General features: G+C 72.7%; 24 protein-coding genes. 20 read left to right on the forward strand and 4 right to left on the reverse strand.

Annotation, left to right across the window (positions count from 1 at the left end; all coding sequences use genetic code 11):
* Nucleotides 1-49 precede the first annotated feature (49 nt).
* Together ACWCOM_RS10995 and ACWCOM_RS11000 are read right to left on the reverse strand one after the other, a co-directional pair.
* Nucleotides 50-1,081 (reverse strand): NAD-dependent epimerase/dehydratase family protein, encoded by a 1,032-nt coding sequence (locus ACWCOM_RS10995; protein WP_454548786.1) that lies wholly within the window; start codon nt 1,079-1,081, stop codon nt 50-52.
* Between the two features lie 24 nt (nt 1,082-1,105).
* Nucleotides 1,106-1,369: a DUF3072 domain-containing protein gene (locus ACWCOM_RS11000; RefSeq protein WP_454548787.1), complete on the reverse strand. Its 264-nt coding sequence runs from the start codon at nt 1,367-1,369 to the stop codon at nt 1,106-1,108.
* Between the two features lie 252 nt (nt 1,370-1,621).
* Between ACWCOM_RS11000 and ACWCOM_RS11005 the strand changes: the two genes are divergently transcribed.
* From ACWCOM_RS11005 to ACWCOM_RS11020, 4 genes are all read left to right on the forward strand, one after another.
* Nucleotides 1,622-2,155, forward strand: a complete 534-nt coding sequence (locus ACWCOM_RS11005) for a hypothetical protein (RefSeq protein ID WP_454548788.1) — start codon at nt 1,622-1,624, stop codon at nt 2,153-2,155.
* A 4-nt stretch (nt 2,156-2,159) separates the two neighbouring features.
* Nucleotides 2,160-2,921 (forward strand): RibD family protein, encoded by a 762-nt coding sequence (locus ACWCOM_RS11010; RefSeq protein ID WP_454548789.1) that lies wholly within the window; start codon nt 2,160-2,162, stop codon nt 2,919-2,921.
* Between the two features lie 153 nt (nt 2,922-3,074).
* On the forward strand, nt 3,075-3,257 hold the full coding sequence (locus tag ACWCOM_RS11015) for a hypothetical protein (protein ID WP_454548790.1): 183 nt from the start codon (nt 3,075-3,077) through the stop codon (nt 3,255-3,257).
* Nucleotides 3,258-3,309: 52 nt separating this feature from the next.
* Nucleotides 3,310-3,777, forward strand: coding sequence for a peroxiredoxin (locus ACWCOM_RS11020; protein ID WP_454548791.1), 468 nt, complete (start codon nt 3,310-3,312; stop codon nt 3,775-3,777).
* Between the two features lie 31 nt (nt 3,778-3,808).
* Here the strand turns inward: ACWCOM_RS11020 and ACWCOM_RS11025 are convergent, their stop codons facing one another.
* The gene (locus tag ACWCOM_RS11025) at nt 3,809-4,597 is read right to left on the reverse strand and encodes an SDR family oxidoreductase (RefSeq protein WP_454548792.1); all 789 of its coding nucleotides are present in this window, start codon (nt 4,595-4,597) and stop codon (nt 3,809-3,811) included.
* A 195-nt stretch (nt 4,598-4,792) separates the two neighbouring features.
* Between ACWCOM_RS11025 and uraD the strand changes: the two genes are divergently transcribed.
* From uraD to aceE, 5 genes are all read left to right on the forward strand, one after another.
* Nucleotides 4,793-5,290 (forward strand): 2-oxo-4-hydroxy-4-carboxy-5-ureidoimidazoline decarboxylase, encoded by a 498-nt coding sequence (gene uraD, locus ACWCOM_RS11030; RefSeq protein WP_454548821.1) that lies wholly within the window; start codon nt 4,793-4,795, stop codon nt 5,288-5,290.
* Nucleotides 5,287-5,613: a hydroxyisourate hydrolase gene (gene uraH / locus ACWCOM_RS11035; RefSeq protein WP_454548793.1), complete on the forward strand. Its 327-nt coding sequence runs from the start codon at nt 5,287-5,289 to the stop codon at nt 5,611-5,613. Before uraD ends, uraH begins: the two co-directional genes overlap by 4 nt.
* Nucleotides 5,614-5,685: 72 nt before the next feature.
* The gene (gene pucL, locus ACWCOM_RS11040; RefSeq protein WP_454548794.1) at nt 5,686-6,597 is read left to right on the forward strand and encodes a factor-independent urate hydroxylase; all 912 of its coding nucleotides are present in this window, start codon (nt 5,686-5,688) and stop codon (nt 6,595-6,597) included.
* Between the two features lie 229 nt (nt 6,598-6,826).
* Nucleotides 6,827-8,386 carry a nucleobase:cation symporter-2 family protein gene (locus ACWCOM_RS11045; protein WP_454548795.1) on the forward strand — a complete coding sequence of 520 codons (1,560 nt, stop codon included), beginning with the start codon at nt 6,827-6,829 and terminating at the stop codon, nt 8,384-8,386.
* 159 nt (nt 8,387-8,545) lie between these two features.
* A complete protein-coding gene (aceE, locus tag ACWCOM_RS11050) occupies nt 8,546-11,266 on the forward strand; it encodes a pyruvate dehydrogenase (acetyl-transferring), homodimeric type (RefSeq protein WP_454548822.1) in 2,721 nt (906 codons plus the stop codon).
* Nucleotides 11,267-11,296: 30 nt separating this feature from the next.
* On the opposite strand, the gene ACWCOM_RS11055 is transcribed toward aceE, so the two are convergent.
* On the reverse strand, nt 11,297-12,061 hold the full coding sequence (locus ACWCOM_RS11055; protein ID WP_454548796.1) for an IclR family transcriptional regulator: 765 nt from the start codon (nt 12,059-12,061) through the stop codon (nt 11,297-11,299).
* Between the two features lie 187 nt (nt 12,062-12,248).
* On the opposite strand from ACWCOM_RS11055, the gene ACWCOM_RS11060 reads away from it, so the two are divergent.
* From ACWCOM_RS11060 to ACWCOM_RS11110, 11 genes are all read left to right on the forward strand, one after another.
* Entirely contained in the window at nt 12,249-13,673 is a 1,425-nt protein-coding gene (locus ACWCOM_RS11060; RefSeq protein ID WP_454548797.1) for a malic enzyme-like NAD(P)-binding protein, read from the forward strand.
* A gap of 48 nt (nt 13,674-13,721) precedes the next feature.
* Nucleotides 13,722-15,338, forward strand: a complete 1,617-nt coding sequence (gene aceB / locus ACWCOM_RS11065) for a malate synthase A (protein ID WP_454548798.1) — start codon at nt 13,722-13,724, stop codon at nt 15,336-15,338.
* A complete protein-coding gene (locus tag ACWCOM_RS11070; protein ID WP_454548799.1) occupies nt 15,335-16,687 on the forward strand; it encodes a DUF6986 family protein in 1,353 nt (450 codons plus the stop codon). Before aceB ends, ACWCOM_RS11070 begins: the two co-directional genes overlap by 4 nt.
* A gap of 1 nt (nt 16,688) precedes the next feature.
* The gene (locus tag ACWCOM_RS11075; RefSeq protein ID WP_454548800.1) at nt 16,689-17,510 is read left to right on the forward strand and encodes a bifunctional allantoicase/(S)-ureidoglycine aminohydrolase; all 822 of its coding nucleotides are present in this window, start codon (nt 16,689-16,691) and stop codon (nt 17,508-17,510) included.
* Nucleotides 17,511-17,751: 241 nt separating this feature from the next.
* The gene (locus ACWCOM_RS11080; protein ID WP_454548801.1) at nt 17,752-18,558 is read left to right on the forward strand and encodes a hydroxypyruvate isomerase family protein; all 807 of its coding nucleotides are present in this window, start codon (nt 17,752-17,754) and stop codon (nt 18,556-18,558) included.
* A 43-nt stretch (nt 18,559-18,601) separates the two neighbouring features.
* Complete coding sequence (locus ACWCOM_RS11085) at nt 18,602-19,537, forward strand: 2-hydroxy-3-oxopropionate reductase (RefSeq protein WP_454548802.1); 936 nt, start codon at nt 18,602-18,604, stop codon at nt 19,535-19,537.
* Between the two features lie 58 nt (nt 19,538-19,595).
* Complete coding sequence (gcl, locus tag ACWCOM_RS11090) at nt 19,596-21,371, forward strand: glyoxylate carboligase (RefSeq protein WP_454548803.1); 1,776 nt, start codon at nt 19,596-19,598, stop codon at nt 21,369-21,371.
* A 43-nt stretch (nt 21,372-21,414) separates the two neighbouring features.
* Nucleotides 21,415-22,581, forward strand: coding sequence for a glycerate kinase (locus ACWCOM_RS11095; RefSeq protein WP_454548804.1), 1,167 nt, complete (start codon nt 21,415-21,417; stop codon nt 22,579-22,581).
* Nucleotides 22,582-23,035: 454 nt separating this feature from the next.
* The gene (allB, locus tag ACWCOM_RS11100; RefSeq protein WP_454548823.1) at nt 23,036-24,355 is read left to right on the forward strand and encodes an allantoinase AllB; all 1,320 of its coding nucleotides are present in this window, start codon (nt 23,036-23,038) and stop codon (nt 24,353-24,355) included.
* Between the two features lie 257 nt (nt 24,356-24,612).
* A complete protein-coding gene (locus ACWCOM_RS11105; RefSeq protein ID WP_454548805.1) occupies nt 24,613-26,193 on the forward strand; it encodes an NCS1 family nucleobase:cation symporter-1 in 1,581 nt (526 codons plus the stop codon).
* 54 nt (nt 26,194-26,247) lie between these two features.
* Entirely contained in the window at nt 26,248-26,979 is a 732-nt protein-coding gene (locus tag ACWCOM_RS11110) for an aspartate/glutamate racemase family protein (protein WP_454548806.1), read from the forward strand.
* Nucleotides 26,980-26,984: the final 5 nt, after the last annotated feature.

Below are 26,984 nucleotides of genomic sequence, written 5' to 3' on the forward strand. Positions count from 1 at the left end.
CAGGGCCCACCCGGCCGACACCGCACGGCGCCCGTGCGGACGGCGGGAGCTACACCAGCGGTGAGGTGGGGCGGTGCTCCCGGTTGCCGAGGCCCTCGCGGCCGTCGAGGTGGTCCACGAGCTGCCGGAGCGCCTCGAGCGAGCTCACGGTCTCGGACCATCCCGTCACCTCGCGGATCCGCGTGGTGTCCATGACGGGCACGGCGTCGGCGAGGTCGATCCAGCCGGGGTCGGTGGGCTGCAGCCGCAGCCGGTAGGTGATCGCCACCAGCGCCCGGACGAGGGCCGGCGGGACGGGCAACACGCGCCGGGCGCCGAGCACCTGGGCCACGCCGTCGGCGCCGAGCACGGGTTCGGCCGCGACGTTGAACGCCCCGCCGGCACGGTGCTGGATGACCCGCCAGAACGCGTCCGCGACGTCGTCGGTGTGCAGGGTCTGGAAGCGGAACTTCTCCGGGAACGGCAGCACCGGCAGGCGCAGCCGGGCGATCAGCCGCTTGGGCACGAGGGCGCCGAAGAAGTAGTCCCCGATCTCGGGGGCGGCGCCGGCCTGGAAGAGGAAGCCGGGCCGCAGCCGGGTCACCACGACGTCGGGGTGGGCCTCCTCGAACCGGTTGAGCAGCGCCTCCGTCTCGGCCTTCTGGACGTTGTAGTGGGAGGTGTCCACCCCGCCCACGGGCCAGGACTCGTCCACGCGGCGGTCCTTGGGGCCGCGGCTGTAGGCGCCGAGGGAGGACGGGTAGACGACCTGGGGCACGCCGGCGAGGACGACGGCGTCGAGCACGTGCACCAGCCCGTCGACGTTGGTGCGGTGCATGAGCGCGAAGTCCCGGTTGGGGCGGATCAGCCACACGAGGTGGACCACCGCGTCCGCCCCGCGCAGGATCTCCGCGAGCCGGCCGGTGGAGTCCTTCTCGGCGACGTCGACGGTGTGCCACTCGACGCCGTCGTACGGCTCCCCGCTCCGCTCCGGGCCCTCCCGGGAGACCCCCACGATCTGCGTGACCTCGGGGGCGGCGTGCAGCCGCCGCAGCAGGGCGGTGCCCACGTTGCCGGTGGCGCCCAGGACGACGATCTTCACGACGCTCTCCCTTCCCGCCCGGACCTACTGGTCCTGGACGCGCTTGCTCCGGTCCTGCAGGCGGTCGATGTGCTTGGAGGCCTCCGCCTTCGTGAGGTCCGCGGGCAGCTCCTCCCCGGCCTCGCGGGCCAGCGTGTCCAGGTAGCTGCGCTGGGCGCTGGTCATGGGCTCCTCGCCGGTGGCCCACTCGTCCGGGTCGCGGTCGATCCCGCTGCCCGGCTCGGGGCTGGGCGCGCCGAGGGTCTCCTGCTCGTCGGGGTCCGGGGTGCCGTTCGGGTTCTCAGTCATGCGCCCATGATAGTCATACCGCTTATGATCTCGCGCGGCCGGGCCGGCCCGGCGCTCCCGGCCCACGCCTCCTCCCGGCACGGCGGCACAGTCAGTACGCTGGAGGACCGGGCCCGGCCGACGGGGCCGGGCCGCGGAGGACGCCCCGGGCCGCCCGGGCGGACCCGCGCGGCACGGCCGTGCCGCCGCCGCACCGGGGGACGCGCCCACGGACACGTGCGAAGGACGCACCGACGACCAGAGGAGAAGCAGATGAGCGAGCAGGTCGGGACCGGCGACGGCGCCGCGGGGGCACGGCTGCAGGGGGACAAGCTCGACGCCTACATGCTCGGGCACTACATGGGCGCGCTGTCCGGCGTGCGGCTCTTCGACGAGGCGGCCCGCACCTGGGCCGGCACCGCCTACGAGGACCGGTTCGCCCGGTTCGTGCGGGAGATCCAGGACGACATCGGGCACCTCGAGGCGATGCTCGACCGCCTGGGTGCCACCCGGCGCCGGGTGGCCAAGGGGCTCGGGACGGCCACCGGCATCGCGTCCCGGCTGAATCCGCTGAGCCGGATCCGCGAGCGGACGGGGATCGCCGCCCACGGGGAGCTGGAGATGCTGCAGTCCCTGGTGGTGGCCAAGCGCAGCATGTGGGTCACCCTGCTCGCGCTCGCCCCGTCGGATCCGCGCCTGGACGCGGAGGAGCTGCGGACCCTCGAGGCCGGTGCCGCCGACCAGTACGACCGGCTGCGGGCGATCGCCGGCGAGACGGCCCGGGACCGGTTCCTCGCCCGGGGCTGAGCCCGTGGCCGAGAGCCCTCGTCCGGCGCCCGGTGCCGCCGGGGTGTGGGAGCAGCTGCTGGCCGGCCGGGTGGACCCCTCGGCGGGGTCGGAGCTGGCCGGGCGCTACGGGCCCCTCGTGGCGCACCGGGGGCCGTTGGTGATCGCCCAGCTCGGGCAGAGCCTGGACGGGTTCATCGCCTCGCGCACCGGGCACGCCGAGTACGTGACGGGCCCCGAGGACCGGGAGCACCTGCACCGACTGCGCGCGCTCGTGGACGCCGTGGTCGTGGGGGTCGGGACGGTCGCCGCCGACGACTGCCGGCTGACCGTCCGGGCGGTGCCCGGCCCCCAGCCCACCCGGGTGGTCCTCGACCCCTCCGCGCGCGCCCCGGCCGGCTCGGCCGTGCTCACCGACGGCGCCGCCCCCACCGTCTGGGTCGTGGGCCGGGACGCCGTCGTGCCGACGCGGCTCGCCACGCACGTCGCCGTGCTGCGCGTGCCGGCCGCGCCCCGCCGGCCGGACCCGCGGGACGTGCTGGCGGCGCTGGCGGACCGCGGCCTGCACCGGGTGCTCGTGGAGGGCGGCGGGCGGACGGTCTCGGGCTTCCTCGAGGCTGGGGCGCTGCACCGGCTCTACCTCACCACCGCACCCCTGCTGATCGGCGACGGCGTGCCCGGCATCCGGTTCCGCGGCGCGGAGCACCTCTCCGGGGCGCTGCGGGCCCCGGTGCGCCGCTTCCGGCTCGGCGACGACCTCTGCACCGAGCTCGTCCTGCGCACCTGAGCGGCCCGCCCCGGCACGCCGCGCCCTGCGGGCGGCGACCAGCACGGCCACGCGATGTCTCCGGGCAACTTTTTCCTTGACTCCCCCCGGACCCGGCGCTAGATTTCACTATACGGAATTGCTATTCCGCTATACGAACTCGAGGGAGACATCATGAACGCCAGCCCGGCCTTCGCCGCCCACGCGTCCTTCTTCAGCTACACCGGCACCGACTGCGATCCCGATCTGACCCTGCCCTCGCACCCGGCGGCCCGCACCACGCCGCTGTGGGTGCTCGCGGTGTCCTCGGCCTGCGTCGGGGCCGCCGTGGCCCGCCTCTCGGCCCGGCGCCCGTAGCCGGCCGCACCGCATCGACCACCGGAACACCCAGGAGCACCCAGGAGCACCCATGGCACCGCAGATCCAGACCGGCCGGCAGGCCCCCGACTTCGCGCTCACCGACCACGAGGGCCAGGAGGTGCGGCTGTCCGGGCTGCGGGGCCGGAAGGTGATCGCCTACTTCTACCCGAAGGCCTTCACCCCCGGCTGCACGTCCGAGGCGTGCGACTTCCGCGACAACCTCGCCTCCCTCGAGGCCCTGGGGTACACCGTGCTGGGCATCTCCGGGGACGACCCCGGGACCCTGCGGCGCTTCGCGGAGGAGCACCGCCTCCCCTACCGGCTCCTCTCGGACCCGGACGCGGCCACGGCCCGCGCGTGGGGCGCCTGGGGGGAGAAGACGGTCAACGGTCAGACCCGGATCGGCCCGCTGCGCTCGACCTTCGTCATCGGCGAGGACGGCACCGTCGAGTCCGCCGAGGTCGACGTGCAGGCCGAGGGCCACGTGGCCGAGCTCCGGCGCCGGCTGGCCGGCTGAGTCCGGGGCCCCGGCGCCCCGGACCCCCCGCTCACCCGCGGCCGGCGAACGGCATCCCGGAGGCGGTGAGCACGAGCGAGTTCACCGTGGCGGCGGCGGGGAGCTCGGCCATCATGAGCACCGCACGCCCCACCTCCCCCACGGGGAAGCTGGGCTCCGGGCGCAGCGAGCCGTCGGCCTGCAGGGCGCCGCCGTCCGTGCCCAGGCCCGCGAGCAGCTCCGTGGCCGCGTTGCCGATGTCGATCTGCCCGCAGGTGATCCCGTACGGACGCCCGTCCAGGTCCAGGGACCGGGTGAGACCGGTGACGGCGTGCTTGCTCGCGGTGTAGGCCGCCGACAGCGGCCGGGGGGCGTGGGCCGAGACGGAGCCGTTGTTGATGATCCGTCCGCCGCCGGGACGCTGCCGCTTCATGATGCGGAAGGCCTCGGCCGCGCACAGATAGGTCCCGGTGAGGTTCACCTGCAGGGTGCGCTGCCACTCGAGGGGATCGATCTCGTCCACCTCCCCGCGCGGCCCGAAGGTCCCCGCGTTGTTGAACAGCACGTCGATCCGTCCCGCGAGGCGGGAGATCTCCCGGAAGGCCCCGGACACGCTCTGCGCGTCGGTCACGTCCATCGGCACGACCCAGGCCCCGGGCGCGCCGTCGGCGGTCTCCTCCAAGGGCTCCCGGCGCCGCCCGGTGAGCGCGACCGCCCATCCGGCGGCCAGGAAGCTGCGCGCCACCGCCCGGCCGATCCCCGAGCCGGCCCCGGTCACCACCAGCACCCTGGCGGCCGCGCCCGGTCCCGCCCCGTCACCCACTGCGTCCTGCACGTCCACTGCGCGCTCCTTCCCGTCCCAATCCGGCGTCGCCGCGCCGCGATGAAACGAAGGTTTCACCTCGGTCATGTTCTTGCAAGAACTTGGTAACACGGGAGTGGAAGCATTGACTTACACCGTGTGATCCAGTTCACTGGAACTAATGAAATAGTTATTCCACATTACGGAATCAAGGAAGGGCTGACGGCGCAGCAGATGCATCTCACCGAGTTCAACTCCCTCCCCCGGCCGGAAGCGCTCGAGGCGATCCGCCCGGCGCTCGACATCCCGCGCTGGCTGGAGGCCGTGGCGGACGCCCGCCCCTACTGGCACCACGACGCCCTGCTCGGCAGGGCGCGTGACGCGGCGAGCCCGTTCCGCGAGGAGGAGCTCGACCGGGCGCTGTCCCACCACCCCCGGATCGGCGAGCGCCCCCAGGGCGAGACCGCGGAGGCCGGCCTGTCCCGGGCGGAGCAGTCCGCGGTGGACCCCTCCGACACCGGGCTCCAGCAGCGGCTGCGGGAGGGCAACCGCGCCTACGAGGAGAAGTTCGGCCAGGTCTTCCTCATCCGCGCCGCCGGCCGCAGCCCCGAGGAGATCCTCCAGCAGCTCTCCGAGCGCCTGCAGCACGACGCCGCGACCGAGCGCACCGTGGTCGCCGACCAGCTGCGCGAGATCGCCCTCCTCCGACTCGAAGGACTCGTCACCCCATGAGCTACGTCACCGCCCACGTCCTCGACTCCGTCACCGGCACCCCCGCCCGGGGTGTGGCCGTGGCCCTCGAGGCCGCCGACGGCACCTCCGTCGCGACCGCCGTCACCGACGACGACGGCCGCGTGCCCGAACTGGGCCCAGAGACCCTGGAATCCGGCGACTACCGGATCACCTTCGCCACCGGGCAGTACTTCGCCGGCAGGAACCAGCCGACGTTCTACCCGTTCGTGACGGTGAACTTCACGGTGCAGGCGCACGAGCGGCACTACCACGTGCCGCTGCTGCTGAGCCCGTTCGCCTTTTCCACCTACCGGGGCAGTTGACCCAGGAGTTGGCGGGCCCGCCCGTCTTCGACCGCCCCGATCAGCTGACACCAGACCGCTAGGAGAAACGTCATGACCGACGTCGTCACCGAGAAGGCCACGGACACCGTCGTCCTGGGCAGGAACCAGTACGGCAAGGCCGAGAACCACGTGGTGCGCATCAACCGCGACACCGACCGCCACGAGATCCGCGACCTCGTGGTCACCTCGCAGCTGCGCGGCGACCTCGAGGAGGTGCACACCGTCGGGGACAACGCCCACTGCGTGCCCACGGACACCCAGAAGCAGACCGTGTTCGCCTTCGCCCAGCAGTACGGCATCGACTCCCCCGAGCAGTTCCTGCTCCGGCTCGCCGACCACTTCACCGGCGAGTTCGAGTGGATCACCGGCGGGCGCTGGGCCGCCCAGGAGCACGCGTGGAACCGGATCGACGACCACGACCACTGCTTCGTGCAGCGCAAGGACGAGGTGCGCACCGCGGTGGTCGTCGCCGAGGGCGAGGAGCGGACGGTGATCTCCGGGTTCAAGGACCTGACCGTCCTGAAGTCCACCCAGTCCGGCTTCACCGGCTACCCGAAGGACAAGTACACGGTCCTGCCCGAGACCGAGGACCGGATCATGTCCACCGACATCGCGACCCGGTGGCGCTACAACACCGCGGAGGTGGACTTCGACGCCGTCTACGAGGACGTCAAGCGGATCATCCTCACCAAGTTCACCGACCACTACTCGAAGGCCCTCCAGGAAACCCTCTACCTGATGGGCAAGGCCGTCATCGAGGCCCACCCGGAGATCGACGAGATCAAGTTCTCCTGCCCGAACAAGCACCACTTCGTGTACGACCTCGGCTTCTGCGGCCTCGAGAACGACAAGGAGACCCACTGGGCGGCCGATCGCCCCTACGGGCTCATCGAGGCCACGATCCAGCGCAAGGGCGCCGCGGAGCACGAGGCCGCCTGGATGGGCATCGCCGGCTTCTGCTGAGCCCGCCCGTGCCCGGCGCCGCCGTCGGCGGCGCCGGGCACGGGGCCCGTCGTCGTCCGCGCACGACGACGGGCCCCGCACCCCCTCGTGCGGGCGGCGCACCCGCTGCCCGCACGCCCGGCGCCCCTGCGGCGCCCACCGCGCACCGCGGTCCTCCTCGCTCCGCCCCGGTCCCGCGCCGACGCCGGCACCGGGTCTCTTCCGCCACCAGGATCCCTAGGAGAACACCATGGCCAGGTCACGCACCGCTGAGCCACCCACCACCACCCGCACCCGCCCGGAGGACGAGCACCTCGGCGTGGGCCGGAGCCTCGGGTACGGGCTGCAGCACGTGCTCACCATGTACGGCGGCATCATCGCGCCGCCCCTCATCATCGGCGGCGTCGCCGGCCTGACGCCCCAGGAGCAGGGTCTGCTCATCGCGGCCTCGCTGTTCGTGGGCGGCCTCGCCACGGTCCTGCAGTCCTGGGGCATCCGCTTCTTCGGCTCGCAGCTGCCGCTCGTGCAGGGCACGTCCTTCGCCGGCGTGGCCACCATGACGGCGATCGTCCAGGGCGGGGGCGGGATCCAGGCGGTCTTCGGCGCCGTCATCGCCGCCTCCGTCGTCGGCTTCCTGATCACGCCGTTCTTCGTGAGCATCATCCGCTTCTTCCCGCCGGTCGTCACCGGCGTGGTGATCACCTCCATCGGCCTCACCCTGTTCCCGGTGGCCGCCCGCTGGGCCATGGGCGGCAACGCGCAGGCCCCCGAGTACGGCTCGGTCGGCAACCTCGCGCTGGCCGGCCTGACCCTGCTGATCATCATGCTGCTCTCCAAGGTGGGCAGCGCCGCCGTCTCCCGGCTGTCCATCCTCATCGGCCTGGTGCTCGGCACGGCCGCGGCCGCGGCGCTGGGCATGGCGGACTTCGGCCAGGTGCTCAGCGGCGACATCTTCGCGGTGCCGCAGCCGCTGGCCTTCGGTCCCCCGGTGTTCGAGGTGGCCGCCATCCTCTCGATGTTCATCGTCATCCTCGTGACCCTCACCGAGACCACCGCCGACATCATCGCGGTCGGCGAGATCGTGGACACGAAGGTCGGCAAGAAGCGCATCGCCGACGGCCTGCGCGCGGACATGGCGTCCTCGGCCCTGGCGCCGCTGTTCAACGGCTTCACCCAGAGCGCCTTCGCCCAGAACGTGGGGCTCGTGGCCATCACCGGCGTGAAGAGCCGCTTCGTGGTCACGGCCGGCGGCTTCATCCTCGTGACCCTCGGCCTGCTGCCCGTCCTCGGCCGGGTCGTCGCGGCGGTCCCGCCGCCCGTGCTCGGCGGGGCCGGCATCGTGCTCTTCGGCAGCGTGGCCGCCTCCGGCATCCGCACCCTGGCGAAGGTGGACTTCGGCAACGGCGCCAACCTGATCATCGTGGCCACCTCCATCGGGTTCGGCATGCTGCCCATCGCGGTGCCCGAGATCTACGCGAACTTCCCCGCCTGGTTCGAGACGATCTTCCACTCCGGGATCAGCTCGGCGGCCGTGATGGCGATCCTGCTGAACATCCTCTTCAACGAGATCCGCACCGGCAATCCGCCGCGGGGCACCGGCTCGGTCTTCGCCAAGGCCCCGGTGCGCGCCGTCCGCTACGAGAGCCTCGAGCACCTGCAGGACCACCTCCAGGAGGGCGACACCGTCCGGGACGGCAAGCTCGTGGACTGCGACGGCAACGAGGTCCCCGTGATCACCGCCGCCGGCGAGATCGTCGACACCCGGATCTGCCGTTCCACGGCCGACCCGGGCCGACCGTCCGCGCACTGACGCCGCGGCTCCGACCCACCACCTCCTGCGGCGCCGGGACCCCCGGCGCCGCAGGTCGTCCGGCGGCCGGCCCTCCGCCCCACCCGTGGCGACACCCCGGACGGCACGCCGGACCAGACCCGAGACGCCCGAGAAAGAGCTGACGTGAACCCTGATCCCATGGTCGATCCCCACGCGCGACCCATTCCCGATGCCCGGCACGGCGCCCCGGGGCGCACCGTGCAGTGGGCGAGGTCGTTCGAGGACCTCATCGAGAAGCAGGTGCGGGAGCGGACGCAGTACCTCCTGCAGTCCCCGGCGCCCCCGCCCGGGCCCCACGGCGGGGCCGCCCCCGCGGTCACCACCGACTACGTCAACTCGATCCCCGTGGACCAGGAGCCGGACTTCCCCGGCGACGAGGAGATCGAGCGGACCTACCGCCGCTGGCTGCGCTGGAACGCCGCCGTCATGGTGCACCGCGCCCAGCGCCCCGAGATCGGGGTGGGCGGGCACATCTCCACCTACGCCGGTGCGGCGACCCTCTACGAGGTCGGCTTCAACCACTTCTTCCGCGGCCCCGGGCACCCCGGCGGCGGCGACCAGGTCTTCTTCCAGGGCCACGCCTCCCCGGGGATGTACGCCCGGGCGTTCCTGGAGGGCCGGCTCACCGCGGAGCAGCTGGACGGGTTCCGGCAGGAGAAGTCCCGCGGCGGCAACGGCATCCCGTCCTATCCGCACCCGCGGTCGATGCCGGACTTCTGGCAGTTCCCCACCGTGTCCATGGGCATCGGTCCCATGAACGCGATCTACCAGGCCCAGTTCAACCGCTACCTGCACCACCGGGGCATCAGGGACACCTCCGACCAGCGCGTCTGGGCGTTCCTGGGGGACGGCGAGATGGACGAGCCGGAATCGCGCGGCCTGCTGCAGCTGGCCGCCAACGAGAAGCTGGACAACCTCACCTTCGTGGTCAACTGCAACCTGCAGCGCCTGGACGGGCCGGTGCGCGGCAACGGCAAGATCGTCCAGGAGCTGGAGGCCTTCTTCCGCGGCGCCGGCTGGAACGTCGTCAAGGTCCTCTGGGGCCGGGAGTGGGACCCCCTCCTGGCCTCCGACACCGACGGCGAGCTGGTGCGGATCATGAACGAGACCCTCGATGGGGACTACCAGACCTTCAAGGCGGAGTCCGGCGGGTTCGTCCGGGAGCACTTCTTCGGCCGCTCCACCGCCACCAAGGAGCTCGTGGCGCACATGAGCGACGACGAGATCTGGGACCTGAAGCGCGGCGGCCACGACTACCGGAAGGTCTACGCCGCCTACCGGGCGGCCACCGAGTTCCGCGGCAGGCCGACGGTGGTCCTCGCGATGACCGTCAAGGGCTACGGGCTGGGAGCCTCCTTCGAGGCCCGCAACGCCACCCACCAGATGAAGAAGCTGACCCTGGAGGACCTCAGGGCCTTCCGCGACCACCTGCGCATCCCGGTCTCCGACGCGCAGATCGAGGACGACCTCTACAACGCCCCCTACTACCACCCGGGCCCCGACGCCCCGGAGATCGAGTACCTCCTGGAGCGGCGGGCGGCCCTCGGCGGAGGCCTGCCCGCGCGCCGGGCCCGGCACACCCCCGTGGCGCTGCCCGACGCCGCCGCCTACCGGTCGGCGGCGAAGGGCTCGGGCAAGCAGATGGCCGCCACCACCATGGCCTTCGTGCGGATCCTGCGGGACCTGCTGCGCAACAAGGAGTTCGGCCACCGGATCGTGCCGATCATCCCGGACGAGGCCCGCACCTTCGGGATGGACTCGTTCTTCCCCACGGCGAAGATCTACAACCCCAACGGGCAGAACTACCTCTCCGTGGACCGCGAGCTCATGCTCGCCTACAAGGAGTCCCCGCAGGGCGTCCTGCTCCACCCGGGCATCAACGAGGCCGGCGCCGTCGCCGCCTTCACGGCGGCCGGCACCTCCTACGCCACGCACGGCGAGCCCATGGTGCCGGTGTACGTCTTCTACTCGATGTTCGGCTTCCAGCGCACGGGGGACTCCTTCTGGGCCGCCGCCGACCAGATGGCCCGCGGGTTCGTCATCGGCGCGACCGCCGGGCGGACCACGCTCACCGGCGAGGGGCTCCAGCACGCCGACGGCCACTCCCCCGTGCTCGCCGGCACGAACCCGGCCGTGCGCAGCTACGACCCGGCCTACGGCTACGAGATCGCCCACATCGTCCGGCACGGGCTGGAGCAGATGTACGGGCCGGACTCGACGGACCGGGACGTCATGTACTACCTGACGGTCTACAACGAGCCCTACCCGCAGCCGGCCGAGCCGGAGGACGTGGACGTGGAGGGCATCCTCCGGGGCATCCACCGGGTCTCCCGCGCCGCGGCGGACGGCCCGCGGGTCCAGCTGCTGGGCTCGGGGGTCTCCGTGCCCTGGGCACGGGAGGCCCAGCGCCTCCTGGCGCAGGACTGGGGCGTGGCCGCGGACGTGTGGTCGGTGACGTCCTGGGTGGAGCTGCGCCGCGACGGCCTGGCCGCCGAGAAGGAGCGCCTGCTCCGTCCGGACGCGCCGCGCCGGGTCCCCTTCGTGGCCCGGCAGCTGGCCGGGGCGGAGGGGCCGGTGGTCGCCGCCACGGACTTCGTCTCCGACCTGCCGGACTCGATCCGCCAGTTCGTCCCGCACGACTTCGCCACCCTCGGCGCCGACGACTTCGGCTTCTCCGACACGCGTGCGGCGGCGCGGCGGCACTTCCGGATCGACGCCCACTCGATCGTGGTCCGGGCCCTGCAGATGCTGGCGGACCGGGGCGAGGTGGACGCCGGCGCCCCGCTCCGGGCGTTCGAGCGGTACCGGCTCGACGACGTCACCGCCGGCACCACCGGCAACGTCGGCGGGGAGGCCTGATCCGCACGGCACGACCGGGCCCGCCGGGGCTCAGGCCGTCACGGGCATGAGCTCCGCGGCGATCGCCTCGGCCGCCCGGCGCAGGACGGGCACGGCGCGGTGGCCGAAGTCCTCGTCCACCCGGCTCACGGGCCCGGAGACGGAGATCGCCGTGGGGGTCGGCGCGCCGGGGACCGCCATCGCGTAGCAGCGCACGCCGAGCTCCTGCTCCTCGTCGTCGATCGCGTAGCCGCGCTCCCGGATCCGCTCGAGGTCGGCGAAGAGCTCCTCGAGGGTGCCGAGGCTCTTGGGCGTGGGCGTCGCCATGCCGGTGGCGGTGACGATGGCCCGGACCCGGTCGTCGGGCAGCGTCGCCAGCATGGCCTTGCCCACCCCGGTGTCGTGGGTGTCCGCGCGACGGCCCACCTCGGTGAACATCCGCATCGAGCGCTGGGACTGCGCCTGGGCGATGTAGACGACCTCCTGGCCGTCGAGCACGGCCATGTTCGCCGACTCGCCGAGCTCGCGCACCAGCTCGTCGAGCCGGCCCCGGGCCGCGGAGCCGAACTGGCGCCCGGCGGCCTCCCCCAGCAGGATCAGCCGCGGCCCGAGCGCGTAGTTGCGGTTGGGCAGCTGGCGGACGTAGCCGGAGGGCACCAGGGTGCGCAGCAGCCGGTGGATCGTGGGCAGCGGCAGCTTCACGGCGGCGGAGAGCTCGCTCAGCGACATCTCGCCGCCCGCGGCGGTGATCACCTCGAGGAGCTCGAACACCCGCTCCACCGATTGGACGCCGCCCGCTGCTGGTCGTGTGGTCATGGTTCCGTGGCCCTCCGTCGGTCGTGGGACAGCTCGCCGCCGCGCCCGCTCGCGCCGGGCGGCGTACCGTGACACGAGTCACGGACGAGTCTTGCCATCAATGCCAGTGTCCCATAATATCCATAATACGGAATTTTCATTCCGCAATGCGGCTGAAATCTTCATCCCGAGCTTCCACGGAGGAACCATGGCAACGCCCAGTCCCGGATATTCGATGATCCTGCGCGTGCAGGCGCCCGCCGGCCTGACGGTCACCAGCGAGCTCGCCGCGGCGGCGGCCACCGCGGGCGCCGCGGTGACCGCCCTGGACATCGTCGAGTCCCACGCCGGCCACGTGGTGGTCGACGTGAGCTGCAACGTCTCCGACGCGTCCCACCGGGACGAGGTGCGGGACGCCCTCGAGGCGATCGAGGGCGTGCAGGTCCGCAAGATCAGCGACCGCACGTTCCTCATCCACCTCGGCGGCAAGATCGAGGTGACCCCCCGCGTCTCGCTGCGCAACCGCGACGACCTCTCCCGCGCCTACACCCCCGGGGTCGCCCGGGTGTGCACGGCGATCGCGGAGAACCCGGCCGACGCCCGGCGCCTGACGATCAAGCGCAACACCGTGGCCGTGGTCACGGACGGCACCGCGGTCCTCGGCCTGGGCGACATCGGCCCGGCCGCGGCCCTGCCCGTGATGGAGGGCAAGGCCGCCCTCTTCAAGGCCTTCGGCGACGTCGACGCGTGGCCGGTCTGCCTCGACACGAAGGACACCGACGGGATCGTGCGGATCGTCAAGGCGATGGCGCCCGTCTACGGCGGGGTCAACCTCGAGGACATCGCCGCCCCCCGCTGCTTCGAGATCGAGGCGCGGCTGCGCGAGGAGCTCGACATCCCCGTCTTCCACGACGACCAGCACGGCACCGCCATCGTCGCCCTCGCCGCGCTGTACAACGCCCTGAAGGTGGTCGACAAGCGCATCGAGGACGTCCGGATCGTCGTCTCCGGGGTGGGCGCGGCCGGCCACGCCATCATCCAACTGCTGACCGCCAACGGCGCCGGCGACATCGTCGCCTGCTCCCGCAACGGCGCCATCCACCGCGGCGAGGACTACCAGGACCAGCACCGGCAGTGGATCGCCCAGCACACCAACGAGCAGGGCTTCTCCGGCAGCCTCAAGGAGGCGATGGCCGGCGCGGACGTCTTCATCGGCGTCTCGGCGCCGAACCTCCTCGACGGGGCCGACATCGCCGCGATGAACGACCGCGCCGTCGTCTTCGCCATGGCGAACCCCGATCCCGAGGTCGATCCGGGGGCGGCCGCGGAGCACGCCGAGGTCGTGGCCACCGGCCGCTCGGACTTCCCGAACCAGATCAACAACGTGCTGGCCTTCCCGGGGCTGTTCCGCGGTCTGCTCGACGCCGGGGCCACGGACATCACCACCGAGATGCTGGTGGCCGCCGCCCGCGCCATCGCCGACTGCGTGGGCGACGACGAGCTCAACGCCAGCTATATCGTCCCCAGCGTCTTCGACCCCGCGGTCGCCCCGGCCGTGGCCGCGTCCGTGCGCGCGAGCGCCGAGACCGTCGGCGCCGTCGCCGAGCCGGTCACCGAGCCCGCGCACGCCTGACCCGCCCCCCGCCCGCACGCCGACCCACCCGCACCAGGAGGCACTCCCATGACCACCACGAACACCGTCGAGCACACCCTGCCGGAGGGCCTCGAGCGCGCCGGCGAGATCCTCACCGAGGACGCCCTCCAGTTCGTCGCCGAGCTGCACCGCCGCTTCGGCCCCCGCCGCGCCGAGCTGCTCGGGGCGCGCGAGCAGCACCGCCGCGCCGCGGCCGGGAGCGGCACCCTGGACTTCCTCCCGCAGACCCGGGAGATCCGCGAGAGCGAGTGGACGGTGGCCCCGGCGCCGCCGGCCCTGCAGGACCGGCGGGTGGAGATGACCGGACCGGCCTCGCCGGCCAAGATGGCGATCAACGCCCTGAACTCCGGGGCGAAGGTCTGGCTGGCCGACCTGGAGGACGCCTCCAGCCCCACCTGGTACAACCAGGTGGACGGCGTCCTCAACCTGCGCGACGCCGCCCGCGGCACCCTGTCCTTCACCTCCCCGGAGGGCAAGCAGTACGCGCTGCGCCAGGACGCCCCGCTGGCCGTGGTCGTCACCCGCCCCCGCGGGTGGCACCTGCCCGAGCACAACGTCACCGTGGACGGGCAGCCGGCCTCGGGCTCGCTCGTGGACTTCGGGCTGCACTTCTTCCACACCGCCGAGCTGCTGCTGGCCAACGGCCACGGCCCGTACTACTACCTGCCCAAGATGGAGTCCCACCTCGAGGCGCGGCTGTGGAACGACGTGTTCACCTTCGCCGAGGAGTACCTCGGCATCGACCACGGCACCGTCCGGGCGACCGTGCTCATCGAGACGATCCCGGCGGCGTTCCAGATGGAGGAGATCCTCTGGGAGCTGCGCGAGCACGCCTCCGGGCTCAACGCGGGGCGCTGGGACTACCTGTTCAGCATCATCAAGTACTTCCGGGACGCCGGCGAGCGCTTCGTGCTCGCCGACCGGTCCACGATCACCATGACCGCGCCGCTGATGCGCGCCTACACCGAGCTGCTCGTGAAGACCTGCCACCGCCGCGGAGCCTTCGCGATGGGCGGGATGGCCGCGGTCATCCCGAACCGGCGCGACCCGGAGGCCACGGAGGCCGCCTTCGCCAAGGTGCGCGCCGACAAGACCCGGGAGGCCCAGGACGGCTTCGACGGGTCGTGGGTGGCCCACCCCGACCTCGTGCCGACCTGCCAGGAGGTCTTCGACGACGTCCTGGGCGAGCGGCCCAACCAGGTCGACCGGCTCCGCGAGGAGGTGCAGGTCAGCCCCGAGCAGCTGCTCGACGTCCCCAGCGCCGGCCGCACCAGCACGCAGCAGGAGCTGGCCGCCAACCTCTACGTGGCGATCCGGTACACCGCCGTGTGGCTGTCCGGCAACGGGGCGGTGGCCATCCACAACCTCATGGAGGACGCCGCGACCGCCGAGATCTCCCGCTCCCAGGTCTGGCAGCAGATCCGCAACGGCGTGGTCTACGAGGACACCGGCAGCACCGCGACCCGCGAGCTGGTCGCCGAGGTGCTCGAGCAGCAGAAGGAGGTGCTGCGCGGGGAGGTCGCCCCGGAGCTCTTCGAGCGCCACTTCGAGCCCGCCGCCCGGCTCATCGCCGACCTCGTCCTGGGCGAGGAGTACGTCGACTTCCTGACCCTGCCGGCCTACGACCTCATCGAGGGCCGGTGAGCGGCACGCGCACGAGCCTGCCCGCCTCCTTCGCCCGCCGCGCCGACCAGCTGCTCGAGGGCACCGACGCGGCCCTCGAGCAGTGCTTCCCGGGCGACGACGGGTCGCGGCAGCCGCTGCACACCTGCTACGTCCCCGCGGACCTCGTCACCCCGGCCACGGCCCGCGAGTGGGGCGAGGCCGCGCTCGCCGCGGCCGCGGAGGCCGGCGGGCTCACCGCCCTGGCCGAGCTGGCCGGCGTGGAGGAGCACCTGCGCGAGGAGGTCGTGACCCGCACCGAGCGCAAGCTGCGGGAGGAGCCGGTCGAGGACCTGCGCCTGGACCTCGAGGACGGCTACGGCGAGCGGCCCGACGCCGAGGAGGACGGTGCGGTCGTCGGCGCCGCCCGCACCGTGGCGGCGATGGCGCTCGCCCGGCACCGCGGGGACTCGCCGCAGCCGGCGTTCGCCGGGATCCGCTTCAAGTGCCTGGAGGCCGGGACCCGCGCGCGCGGGCTGCGCTCCCTGGACCTGTTCGTGACCACCCTCGTGCGCGAGGGCGGGCTGGCGGAGGCCGGAGCGGCGGCGGACGGGCTGCCGGCCGGCCTGGTGCTGACCCTGCCGAAGGTCTCCACGGTGGAGCAGGTCGAGGTGATGACCGAGGCCTGCCGCGCCCTGGAGAGCGCCCTGGGCCTGGCCCACGGCCGGCTGCGCTTCGAGATCCAGATGGAGACGGCCCCGATGATCCTGGGGCTCGACGGCACGTGCCCCATCCCGGCGATGCTGCGCGTCGCCGAGGGCCGGGTCACGGCCCTGCACTACGGCACCTACGACTACTCCGCCTCCCTCGGCGTGGCCGCGGAGTTCCAGTCCATGGAGCACCCGGTGGCCGACCACGCGAAGCAGGTCATGCAGGTCGCCGTGGCCGGCACCGGGGTGCGACTCTCGGACGGGTCCACCAACCGGCTGCCCGTGGGCGATCCCGCCCAGCGGCGCGAGGCCTGGGCGCTGCACGCGCGCCTGGTCCGCCGCTCCCTGGAGCGGGCCCTCTACCAGGGCTGGGACCTGCACGCCCACCAGCTGCCGACCCGCTTCCTGACGAACTACGCGTTCTACCGGCGCTCGTTCGACGCGTCCGCGCACCGGCTGCAGGTGTACCGCAGCCGCTCGGTGCCCGGCATCGAGGCCGCGGACGTCGCCGACGAGCCCGCGACCGCCCGGGCCCTCGCCCGGTTCGTCCACCGCGGCCTGCTGTGCGGGGCGATCGGCGCGGAGGAGCTGGCCTCGGCCGCGGGGCTGGACCACCACGAACTGGCCGCCCTCGCCCACCCCCGGCCGGCTGCGGCCACCCCCACCCCAGGAGGCAACTGACATGACCGAGCGCACCTACCACGCCCCGCACGGCGGGCACCCGGACCAGACCCAGCTGCTCACCGACCGGGCGATGTTCACGGAGGCCTACGCGGTGATCCCGCGCGGGACCATGCGGGACATCGTGACCAGCCGGCTCCCCTTCTGGGACGACACCCGGGTCTGGGTCCTCGCCCGGCCCCTGTCCGGGTTCGCGGAGACCTTCTCGCAGTACATCGTGGAGGTCGCCCCCGGCGGCGGCAGCGACCGCCCCGAGACCGAGTCCGGCGTCGAGGGCGTCCTGTTCCTCATGGAGGGCACCCTCACCCTGACCGTGGAGGGCGAGGAGCACGAGCTGACCCCGGGCGGCTACGCGTTCCTCCCGCCGGAGTGCGAGTGGACCGTGCGCGGCACCGGCGCCGAGCCCGCCCGCTTCCACTGGATCCGCAAGGCCTACGAGTACGTCCAGGGCGTCGAGGTCCCCGAGCCGTTCGTCACCTCCGACCAGGCGGTCGAGCCCACCCCCATGCCGGGCACCGACGGCAAGTGGGCGACCACCCGCTTCGTGGACCCCGACGACGTCCGGTACGACATGCACGTGACGATCGTGACCTTCGAGCCCGGAGCGGTGATCCCGTTCGCCGAGACGCACGTGATGGAGCACGGCCTCTACGTCCTGGAGGGCAAGGCCGTCTACCGGCTCAACCAGGACTGGGTGGAGGTGGAGGCCGGCGACTTCATGTGGCTGCGGGCCTTCTGCCCGCAGGCGTGCTACGCCGGCGGCCCGGGCCGCTTCCGGTACCTGCTCTACAAGGACGTCAACCGGCAGATGAAACTGCGCTGAGCCCACGGGCCGGCGCCCTCCCGACCGGACCCCGCACCGCCTCCTCGCCGTGGTGGTGCGGGGTCCTTCCACGTGCGGCACCACGCGCGCCATGTCCCTATATTCCGCATCATGAAAAAGAGTTTTCACCAGCACGTTGACCTGGATCACATCCCGTCGTAGTCTTTTCGTACAAAGAAAACAAACTTCCGCAATACGAAAGACGCTTGCAGCGCGTCGCTCCCCGGCCCAGGAGGACCCGATGTCGTACACCGTGAACTGCTCCATCCTGCTCACCGACCTGCCCCTGCTCGAGCGCCCTGCGGCGGCCCGGGCGGCCGGCTTCGACGCCGTCGAGTTCTGGTGGCCCTTCGCGACCTCGGTCCCCGCGGACCGCGACGTGGACGCCTTCGTGGCGGCGGTCCAGGACGCGGGCGTGCAGCTGAGCGGGCTGAACTTCAACGCCGGTGACATGCCCGGCGGGGACCGCGGCCTCGTGTCCTGGATCGGCCGCGAGGCGGAGTTCGCGGAGAACGTGGCCGTGGTCGCCGCCATCGGCGAGCGCACCGGCTGCACGGCCTTCAACGCCCTCTACGGCAACCGGCAGCCCGAGCACACCCCCGAGGCCCAGGACGCGCTGGCCGTGCAGAACCTCGTGACCGCCGCGCAGGGCGTCGCGCGCATCGGCGGCACGGTGCTGCTGGAGCCGGTCTCCGGCGCGCCCGCCTATCCGCTGAAGACCGCCCAGGACGCCCTGGACACCATCGCGGAGGTCCGGCGGGCCGGTGCGGACAACATCGGGCTGCTCGCCGACTTCTACCACCTGGCCGTCAACGGCGACGACGTCGCCGCGGTCATCGAGCAGCACGCGGCGGACTTCGCGCACCTCCAGATCGCCGACGCGCCGGGCCGCCACGAGCCCGGCACCGGCGAGCTCCCGCTGCAGCGGTGGATCGACCGCAGCCGGGCGCTCGGCTACACCGGCCGCGTGGGCCTGGAGTACAAGGCCTCCCAGGAGGACCCCTTCGCGTGGCTCTCTCCCCGGCCCGCGACCCGCACCGGCGCCTGATCCCCTTCCTCTCCGACACCACCAGCACCTCGAGGAGCACACCATGACCAGCACCGCGAACACCCCCGCCGCCGGCGGCACCGCCCCCGCCGCCATCCGCAGCGTCACCGTCATCGGCCTCGGCATCATGGGCCTGCCCATGGCCCGCAACCTCGTCTCCGCGGGCTTCGACGTCGTCGGCTTCAACCGCTCCCCGGACAAGGTCGCCCAGCTCGTCGAGGCCGGCGGCCGGGGCGCCGCCGGCGTGGCCGAGGCCGTGCGGGAGGCCGACGTCGTGATCACCATGGTCCCGGACTCCCCCGACGTGGAGGAGGTCGTCACCGGCGAGGACGGCGTCCTCGCCCACGCGAAGCAGGGCGCGATCTGGATCGATGCGAGCTCCATCCGCCCGGACGTCGCCGCCCGGCTCTCGGAGGAGGCCGCCCGCGCGGGCCTGCGCCCGCTGGACGCCCCGGTCTCCGGCGGCGAGCAGGGCGCGATCGACGCCGCGCTGTCGATCATGGTCGGGGGCGAGGCCGCGGACTTCGAGGCCGCCCGGCCGGTCCTCGAGGCCGTCGGGAAGACCGTCGTCCACGTGGGTCCCGCCGGCTCCGGGCAGACCGTCAAGGCCGCCAACCAGCTCATCGTGGCCGGCAACATCCAGCTCCTCGCGGAGGCCGTCGTCTTCCTCGAGGCCTACGGGGTGGACACGGACGCCGCGCTGACGGTCCTCGGCGGCGGCCTGGCCGGCTCCAAGGTCCTGGACCAGAAGGGCCGGAAGATGCTGGAGCGCAACTTCGACCCCGGCTTCCGGCTCCAGCTGCACCACAAGGACATGGGCATCGTGACCGCCGCCGCCCGCGAGGCCGGGGTCACCGTCCCGCTGGGCGCGCTCGTCGCCCAGCTCGTGGCCGCCACGGTGGCCCGCGGCGACGGCGGCCTGGACCACTCCGGGCTGTTCAAGCTCACCGAGGAGCTCTCCGGCCGCTCCGGCCGCTGACCCACCCACCCCACCGCCTCCCGACCCGACCCCGGGTCCTGCTTCCAAGGAGTTCACCATGGCCAGAATGCGCACGGTCGACGCCGTCGTCGCCATCCTCGAGAAGGAGGGCGCCACCGAGGCCTTCGGCCTGCCCGGCGCCGCCATCAACCCGTTCTACTCGGCGATGCGCGCCCACGGGGGCATCCGCCACACCCTCGCCCGGCACGTCGAGGGCGCCTCGCACATGGCCGACGGCTACACCCGGGCGGCCCCGGGCAACATCGGGGTCTGCGTGGGCACCTCCGGCCCCGCCGGCACCGACATGATCACCGGCCTCTACGCCGCCTGGGCGGACTCCGTGCCGATCCTGTGCATCACCGGCCAGGCCCCCGTGGCGAAGCTGCACAAGGAGGACTTCCAGGCCGTGGACATCGCCGCCATCGCGGCGCCGGTGACCAAGATGGCGATGACCGTGCTGGAGCCCGGCCAGGTCCCCGGGGCGTTCCAGAAGGCCTTCCACCTCATGCGCTCCGGCCGCCCCGGACCGGTCCTGCTGGACCTGCCGCTGGACGTCCAGCTGGCCGAGATCGAGTTCGACATCGAGGCCTACGAGCCGATGCGCCCCGAGCGCCCGGCGGCCACCCGGATCCAGGCCGAGAAGGCCCTGGACCTGATGTTCGCCGCGCAGCGCCCGCTGATCGTGGCCGGCGGCGGGATCATCAACGCCGACGCCTCGGAGCGGCTGGTCCAGCTGGCCGAGCTGCTCGACGTCCCCGTGATCCCCACACTGATGGGCTGGGGCGCCATCCCCGACGACCATCCGCTGATGGCGGGCATGGTCGGCCTGCAGACCTCCCACCGCTACGGCAACGCGACGTTCCTGGAGTCGGACTTCGTGCTGGGCATCGGCAACCGGTGGGCCAACCGGCACACCGGCAGCCTGGACGTCTACACCGCCGGCCGCACGTTCGTGCACGTCGACATCGAGCCCACCCAGATCGGGCGCGTCTTCGCCCCGGACCTGGGCATCGTCTCCGACGCGGGCGCGGCCCTGGACGTCCTGCTCGAGGTCGCCCGCGAGCGCAAGGACCGCGGGCTGGTGCCGGACCGGGGCCCGTGGGTGCTGGACTGCGCCCGGCGCAAGGGCTCCCTGCACCGCAAGACGCACTTCACGCAGGTGCCGATCAAGCCGCAGCGTGTGTACGAGGAGATGAACTCGGCCTTCGGCAAGGACGTCACCTACGTCTCCACGATCGGGCTCTCCCAGATCGCCGGTGGGCAGCTGCTGCACGTGTACGGCCCGCGCCGGTGGATCAACGCCGGCCAGGCCGGGCCCCTGGGCTGGACCGCCCCCGCGGCCCTCGGCGTGGTGCGCGCCCAGCCGGAGCGGACCGTGGTGGCCCTCTCGGGGGACTACGACTTCCAGTTCATGATCGAGGAGCTGGCCGTCGGCGCCCAGTTCAACCTGCCCTATCTGCACGTGGTCGTGAACAACTCCTACCTGGGCCTGATCCGCCAGTCCCAGCGCGGGTTCAAGATGGAGCAGAACGTGTCGCTGGCGTTCGAGAACGTCAATTCCCCGGAGACGGAGGGTTACGGTGTGGATCACGTGAAGGTGGCCGAGGGCCTCGGCTGCAAGGCCGTGCGGGTGACCGACCCGGAGAAGCTGCAGGAGTCCTTCGCCGAGGCCCACGAGCTGATGCAGCAGTTCCGGGTCCCGGTGGTCGTGGAGGTCATCCTGGAGAAGGTCACCAACATCTCCATGGGCACGGAGATCGACAATGTGGTGGAGTTCGAGCAGCTGGCCGAGCGCGGCGAGGACGCCCCCACCGCGATCGCCCTGCTCGACTGACCCGCCGGCACCGCGCCGGCACCGACCAGACAGGAGGACGGACGTGCGCATCGTCGTCGCCCCGGACAAGTTCAAGGGCTCCCTGGAGGCCCCCGACGTGGCCGCGGCCCTCGAGACCGGGATCCGCTCGGTGGACCCCGGCGCCGAGGTGGTCCGCCTGCCCGTGGCCGACGGCGGGGAGGGCACCCTCGAGGCCGCCCTCGGCGCCGGGTTCGTCGCCTCGCCCGTCACCGTCACCGGCCCCGTCGGCGAGCCCGTCGAGGCGGAGTTCGCCCTGCGGGACCGCACCGCGGTGGTCGAGATGGCCCTCGCCTCCGGGCTCGCGGCCCTGCCCGTGGACGGGAGCGGGCAGCCCGCTCTCGACGCCGGCGGCGCGACGAGCCGCGGCACCGGGGAACTGGTCCGCGCCGCCCTCGACGCCGGGGCCGAGCGCGTGGTCCTCGGCGTCGGGGGCAGCGCCTGCACCGACGGCGGGGCCGGGCTGCTGCAGGCCCTGGGGGCCCGGCTGCTGGACGCCGCGGGCGAGGAGCTGGGCCGGGGCGGGGCCGCCCTGGCCGGTCTGGCCCGCGTGGACCTCACCGACCTCGACCCGCGCCTGGCGGGCACCGAGTTCGTCCTGGCCGCCGACGTCGACCACCCGCTGCTGGGCGAGCGCGGCGCCGCCGCGGTCTTCGGCCCGCAGAAGGGCGCGGACCCCGGGACGGTGCGCGCCCTCGACGCCGCCCTGACCGTCCTCCGGGACCGGCTCGCCGACGTCCTCGGCCCCGGCGCCGCGCGCGCCGCCGAGGCGCCCGGGGCCGGGGCCGCCGGCGGCGTGGGCTTCGCGGCCCTGGCCGTGCTCGGCGCCCGCCGCCGTCCCGGCGTCGCGGTGGTCCTGGAGTTCGTCGGCCTCGCGGACCGGCTCGCCGGCGCGGACCTCGTGGTCACCGGAGAGGGCAGCCTGGACGAGCAGTCCCTCGGCGGCAAGACGCCGCTGGGCGTGCTGGAGACCGCACGGTCCGCGGGCGTGCCCGCGGTCGCGGTCTGCGGGCGGACCACCCTGGAGCCGCACGTGCTGCGCGAGGCCGGGTTCCGGCGCGCCTACGCCCTCACCGAGCTCGAGCCGGACCCCCGCACGTGCATGCGGGAGGCCGGGCGGCTGCTCGAACAGGTGGGCGCCCGCCTCGCCCGCGACCTTCCCGAGCTGCTCGCCGGGACCCAGACCGACTGACCGACCCGGCGGCCGGTGCGGACGCCGACGACCCGAAGGAACCTCCATGACCGAGAAGAAGACGCCCCAGCAGCCGCAGGCTCCCGCTCGGGGCGGCAGGCGCGACGCCGACCAGGAGCCGCGGCGCAGCCCCGAGCAGCCGCCCGCGGAGGACGGGGGCGCCACCGCGGACGCCGCGGGGCGCCCGCAGCAGCTGCCCGAGGACCCCGCCGCGATCGCCCAGGAGGGCTCCGCGCGCGCGGCCACCGGCCCCGGCGCCGCGCAGCACGCCGTGGAGGCCGAACAGGCCCACCGGCTCGCGGTGAGCGAGAACGTCAACGACCCCGAGCGCGTCCGCCGCCTGATCGCCGAGTACCGGCGCGAGCACGACCTGCCCGAGGACGCCGCCGACGCCCCCCGCACGGGAGCGGACGAGCAGGGGACCTTCGCCGGCGACCACCGGGAGTTCGACCTCGTGGTGCGCGGGCAGAACGTCTCGTGCGGCGACCACTTCGCCCCCCGGGAGGTCGGGGTGCGCGGCGGGCGGATCGTGGCCGTCGAACCCCTCGGCGCCGGTCTGCGCGGCCGCGAGGTCGTGGAGCTGGCCGACGACGAGAGCCTGCTGCCGGGGCTGGTGGACACCCACGTGCACATCAACGAGCCCGGCCGCACCGAGTGGGAGGGCTTCGCCTCCGCGACCCGGGCCGCCGCGGCCGGCGGGGTGACCACGGTGCTGGACATGCCGCTCAACTCGATCCCGGCCACGGTCAACGCCCCCGCCCTGGAGTACAAGCGGCTCTTCGCGCAGGACAACGTCTTCGTGGACGTCGGCTTCTGGGGCGGGGCGATCCCGGGCAACAAGCCGGACCTGCGCGAGCTGCACGACGACGGCGTCTTCGGCTTCAAGTGCTTCCTGCTGCACTCGGGCGTGGACGAGTTCCCGCACCTCGAGGCCGACGAAATGGAGGAGGACCTCGCCGAGATCAAGACCTTCGACTCCCTGATGATCGTGCACGCCGAGGACTCCCGCGCCATCGACCGCGCCCCGCACCCCGAGGGCGACGTCTACGAGAACTTCCTGCGGTCCCGGCCCCGCGGCGCCGAGAACCTGGCGATCGCCGAGGTGATCGAGCGAACCCGGTGGACCGGGGCACGCTCGCACATCCTGCACCTGTCCTCGTCGGACGCGCTGTCGATGCTCGCCACCGCCAAGCGCGACGGCCTCGACATCACGGTGGAGACCTGCCCGCACTACCTCACCCTGCTCGCGGAGGAGGTGCCCAACGGCGCGACCGCCTTCAAGTGCTGCCCGCCGGTGCGGGAGGTCGGCAACCGCGAGCTGCTGTGGCAGGGGCTGATCGACGGGACCATCGACTTCATAGTCTCCGACCACTCCCCCTCGACCCTGGACCTGAAGGACCTGGACAACGGCGACTTCGGCGTGGCCTGGGGCGGGGTCTCCTCCCTGCAGCTGGGCCTGTCCCTGATCTGGACCGAGGCACGCCGCCGCGGGATCGACCTGGGGCGCGTGGTGGAGTGGATGTCCACGCGACCCGCCCAGCGGGCCGGCCTGCGGTCCAAGGGCAGGCTGGCCCTGGGCTACGACGCGGACCTGGTGGTCTTCGCCCCCGACGACGCGTTCGTGGTCGACGCCGGGCGGCTGCACCACAAGAACCCGATCACCCCGTACCAGGGGAAGGCCCTGTCCGGGAAGGTGCGCAGGACCTTCCTGCGCGGGGTGCCCGTGGACTTCACGACGCCCCGAGGACGACTGATCCGCCGGGGCGAGAGCTGACGGGAGCCTGACAGGTCCTCCCACAGGCCGGGAGCAGGCGGTACCGGACACGAAATCAGGGTTTCAGAAAGGGTTGACTGTGTCCCGGGCCACATCTACAGTCGTTTCATAGCACGGAATGGTAATTCCGTAATATGAAATTACGGTCTCGACAGGCGAGCATCCCACGACCGGCACCACGTCGGCGGCCCTCTGCCCCAGGCCGACTCCGCCCGCTTCAGGGCCCCACCCTTCATCACCGCAGGGAGATCCGCACCATGTCCCAGCAGCACGCTCCTGACTCGCCCGCCGAGCGCGGACACACGCACCTCATCGCCCCGGAGCCCTGGGGCACGGGTGACCCCGCCGTGGAGGCGGCCGTCCACGTCCCCGGCACCACCGGCCCCATCCCCACGGGCGTCAGCCCCCGGCTCTACAACCCGGACCTGGCCCCCACCACGCGCAGGGGCCGCACCTGGCACGCCTACAGCATCTTCACCCTGTGGGCCAACGACGTGCACTCCCTGGGTAACTACGCGTTCGCCATCGGGCTCTTCGCCCTGGGCCTGGGCGCGTGGCAGATCATGCTGGCCTTCCTCCTCGGCGCCGTGCTGCTGTTCCTGCTCCTGAACCTCTCCGGGTTCATGGGCGAGCGCACGGGGGTGCCGTTCCCCGTCATGAGCCGCATCGCCTTCGGCGTCAAGGGCGCCCAGGTCCCCGCCATCGTCCGCGGCGGCGTGGCCATCGCCTGGTTCGGCATCCAGACCTACCTGGCCTCGATGGTGCTCCGGGTGCTGATCCTGGCCCTGGCGCCGTCCCTGGCACCGCTGGACACGAACTCGTTCCTCGGCCTCTCGACACTGGGCTGGATCTCGTTCGTCGCCCTGTGGATCGTCCAGGTCGTCATCGTCAGCTTCGGCATGGAGATGATCCGCAAGTACGAGGCCTTCGCCGGACCCGTCATCCTGATCACCATGCTCGCCCTGGCCGTCTGGATGTTCCTGGAGGCCGGCGGGTCCATCGCCTGGTCCACGGCGGACTCCCTGACCGGTGCGGAGATGTGGGTGCGCATCCTCCAGTCCGCCGCCCTGTGGGTGGTCATCTACGGCACGTTCGTGCTGAACTTCTGCGACTTCACCCGCGGGGCCCCCTCGGAGCGCTCCGTGGTACGCGGCAACTTCTACGGCATCCCCATCAACATGCTCTTCTTCGCCGCCATCGTCGTGGTGCTCGCCGGCGCCCAGTACCGCATCGACGGAACGATCATCGAGTCCCCCACCGACGTCGTCAACGCCATCCCCAACACGTTCCTGCTGGTCCTGGCCTGCCTCGCCCTGATCATCCTGACCGTCGCCGTGAACCTCATGGCCAACTTCGTGGCCCCCATCTACACCCTGGCCAACCTCTTCCCCCGGGCCCTGAACTTCCGCCGGGCAGCCATCATCTCCGCGGTGATCGGCCTGGTCATCCTGCCCTGGAACCTCTACAACTCCCCCGTGGTGATCGTGTACTTCCTCGGCGGCCTCGGCGCCCTGCTCGGCCCGCTGTTCGGCGTCATCATGGCCGACTACTGGCTGGTGCGGAAGGGCCGGGTCAACATCCCGGACCTGTACATCGAGTCCCCCGACGGCGAGTACGCCTACACCCGGGGCGTCAACCGCAAGGCCATCATCGCGGGAACACCGGCCGCCGTCGTCGCCCTGGTCCTGGCGCTGGCCCCCGCCTTCACCTTCATCGCCGGCTTCTCCTGGTTCGTCGGCGCGATCCTCGCCGCCGCGATCTACCTGCTGATCTCCGACCGCCACGCCACCTTCCACGCCGTGGACGGCGAGGCGATCGCGGTGGCCCCCAAACACTGACCCGGTCCGACGCAACGGACGACGACCGGATCCCCGACTGAAAGGCACCCCACCATGCGCATCCTCGTGGTCAACGTCAACACGACCGCCTCCATGACCGCCTCCATCGGCCGCGAGGCCGCGGTGGCGGCCTCGCCCGGGACGGAGATCGTGCCCCTCACCCCGCTGTTCGGGGCGGAGTCCGTCGAGGGCAACTACGAGAGCTACCTGGCCGCGATCGCGGTGATGGAGACCGTCAAGGCCTATTCCGAGCCCTTCGACGCCGTCATCCAGGCCGGCTACGGCGAGCACGGCCGGGAGGGGCTGCAGGAGCTGCTGGACGTCCCGGTCGTCGACATCACCGAGGCCGCGGCCGGCACCGCCATGTACCTGGGCCACAAGTACTCGGTGGTGACCACCCTCGACCGCACGGTCCCGCTCATCGAGGACCGGCTCAAGCTGGCCGGGCTCACCGACCGCTGCGCCTCCGTGCGGGCCAGCGGGATGTCCGTCCTGGAGCTGGAGTCGGACCCCGACGCCGCCGTCCAGGCCATCCTCGACCAGTCGCTGCGCGCCGTGCGGGACGACCGCGCCGAGGTCATCTGCCTCGGCTGCGGCGGGATGGCGGGCCTGAAGGCGAAGGTCGCCGAGCGCACCGGCGTGCCCGTGGTCGACGGCGTCGCGGCGGCCGTGACGGTCGCCGAGTCCCTCGTGCGGCTGGGGCTGACCACCTCGAAGATCCGCACGTACGCGCCCGCCCGACCCAAGGCCTTCAGCAACTGGCCCCCGCGCGACCTGCGCTCCTGACACGG

The sequence above is a fragment of the Kocuria sp. KH4 genome (genome assembly GCF_053711175.1).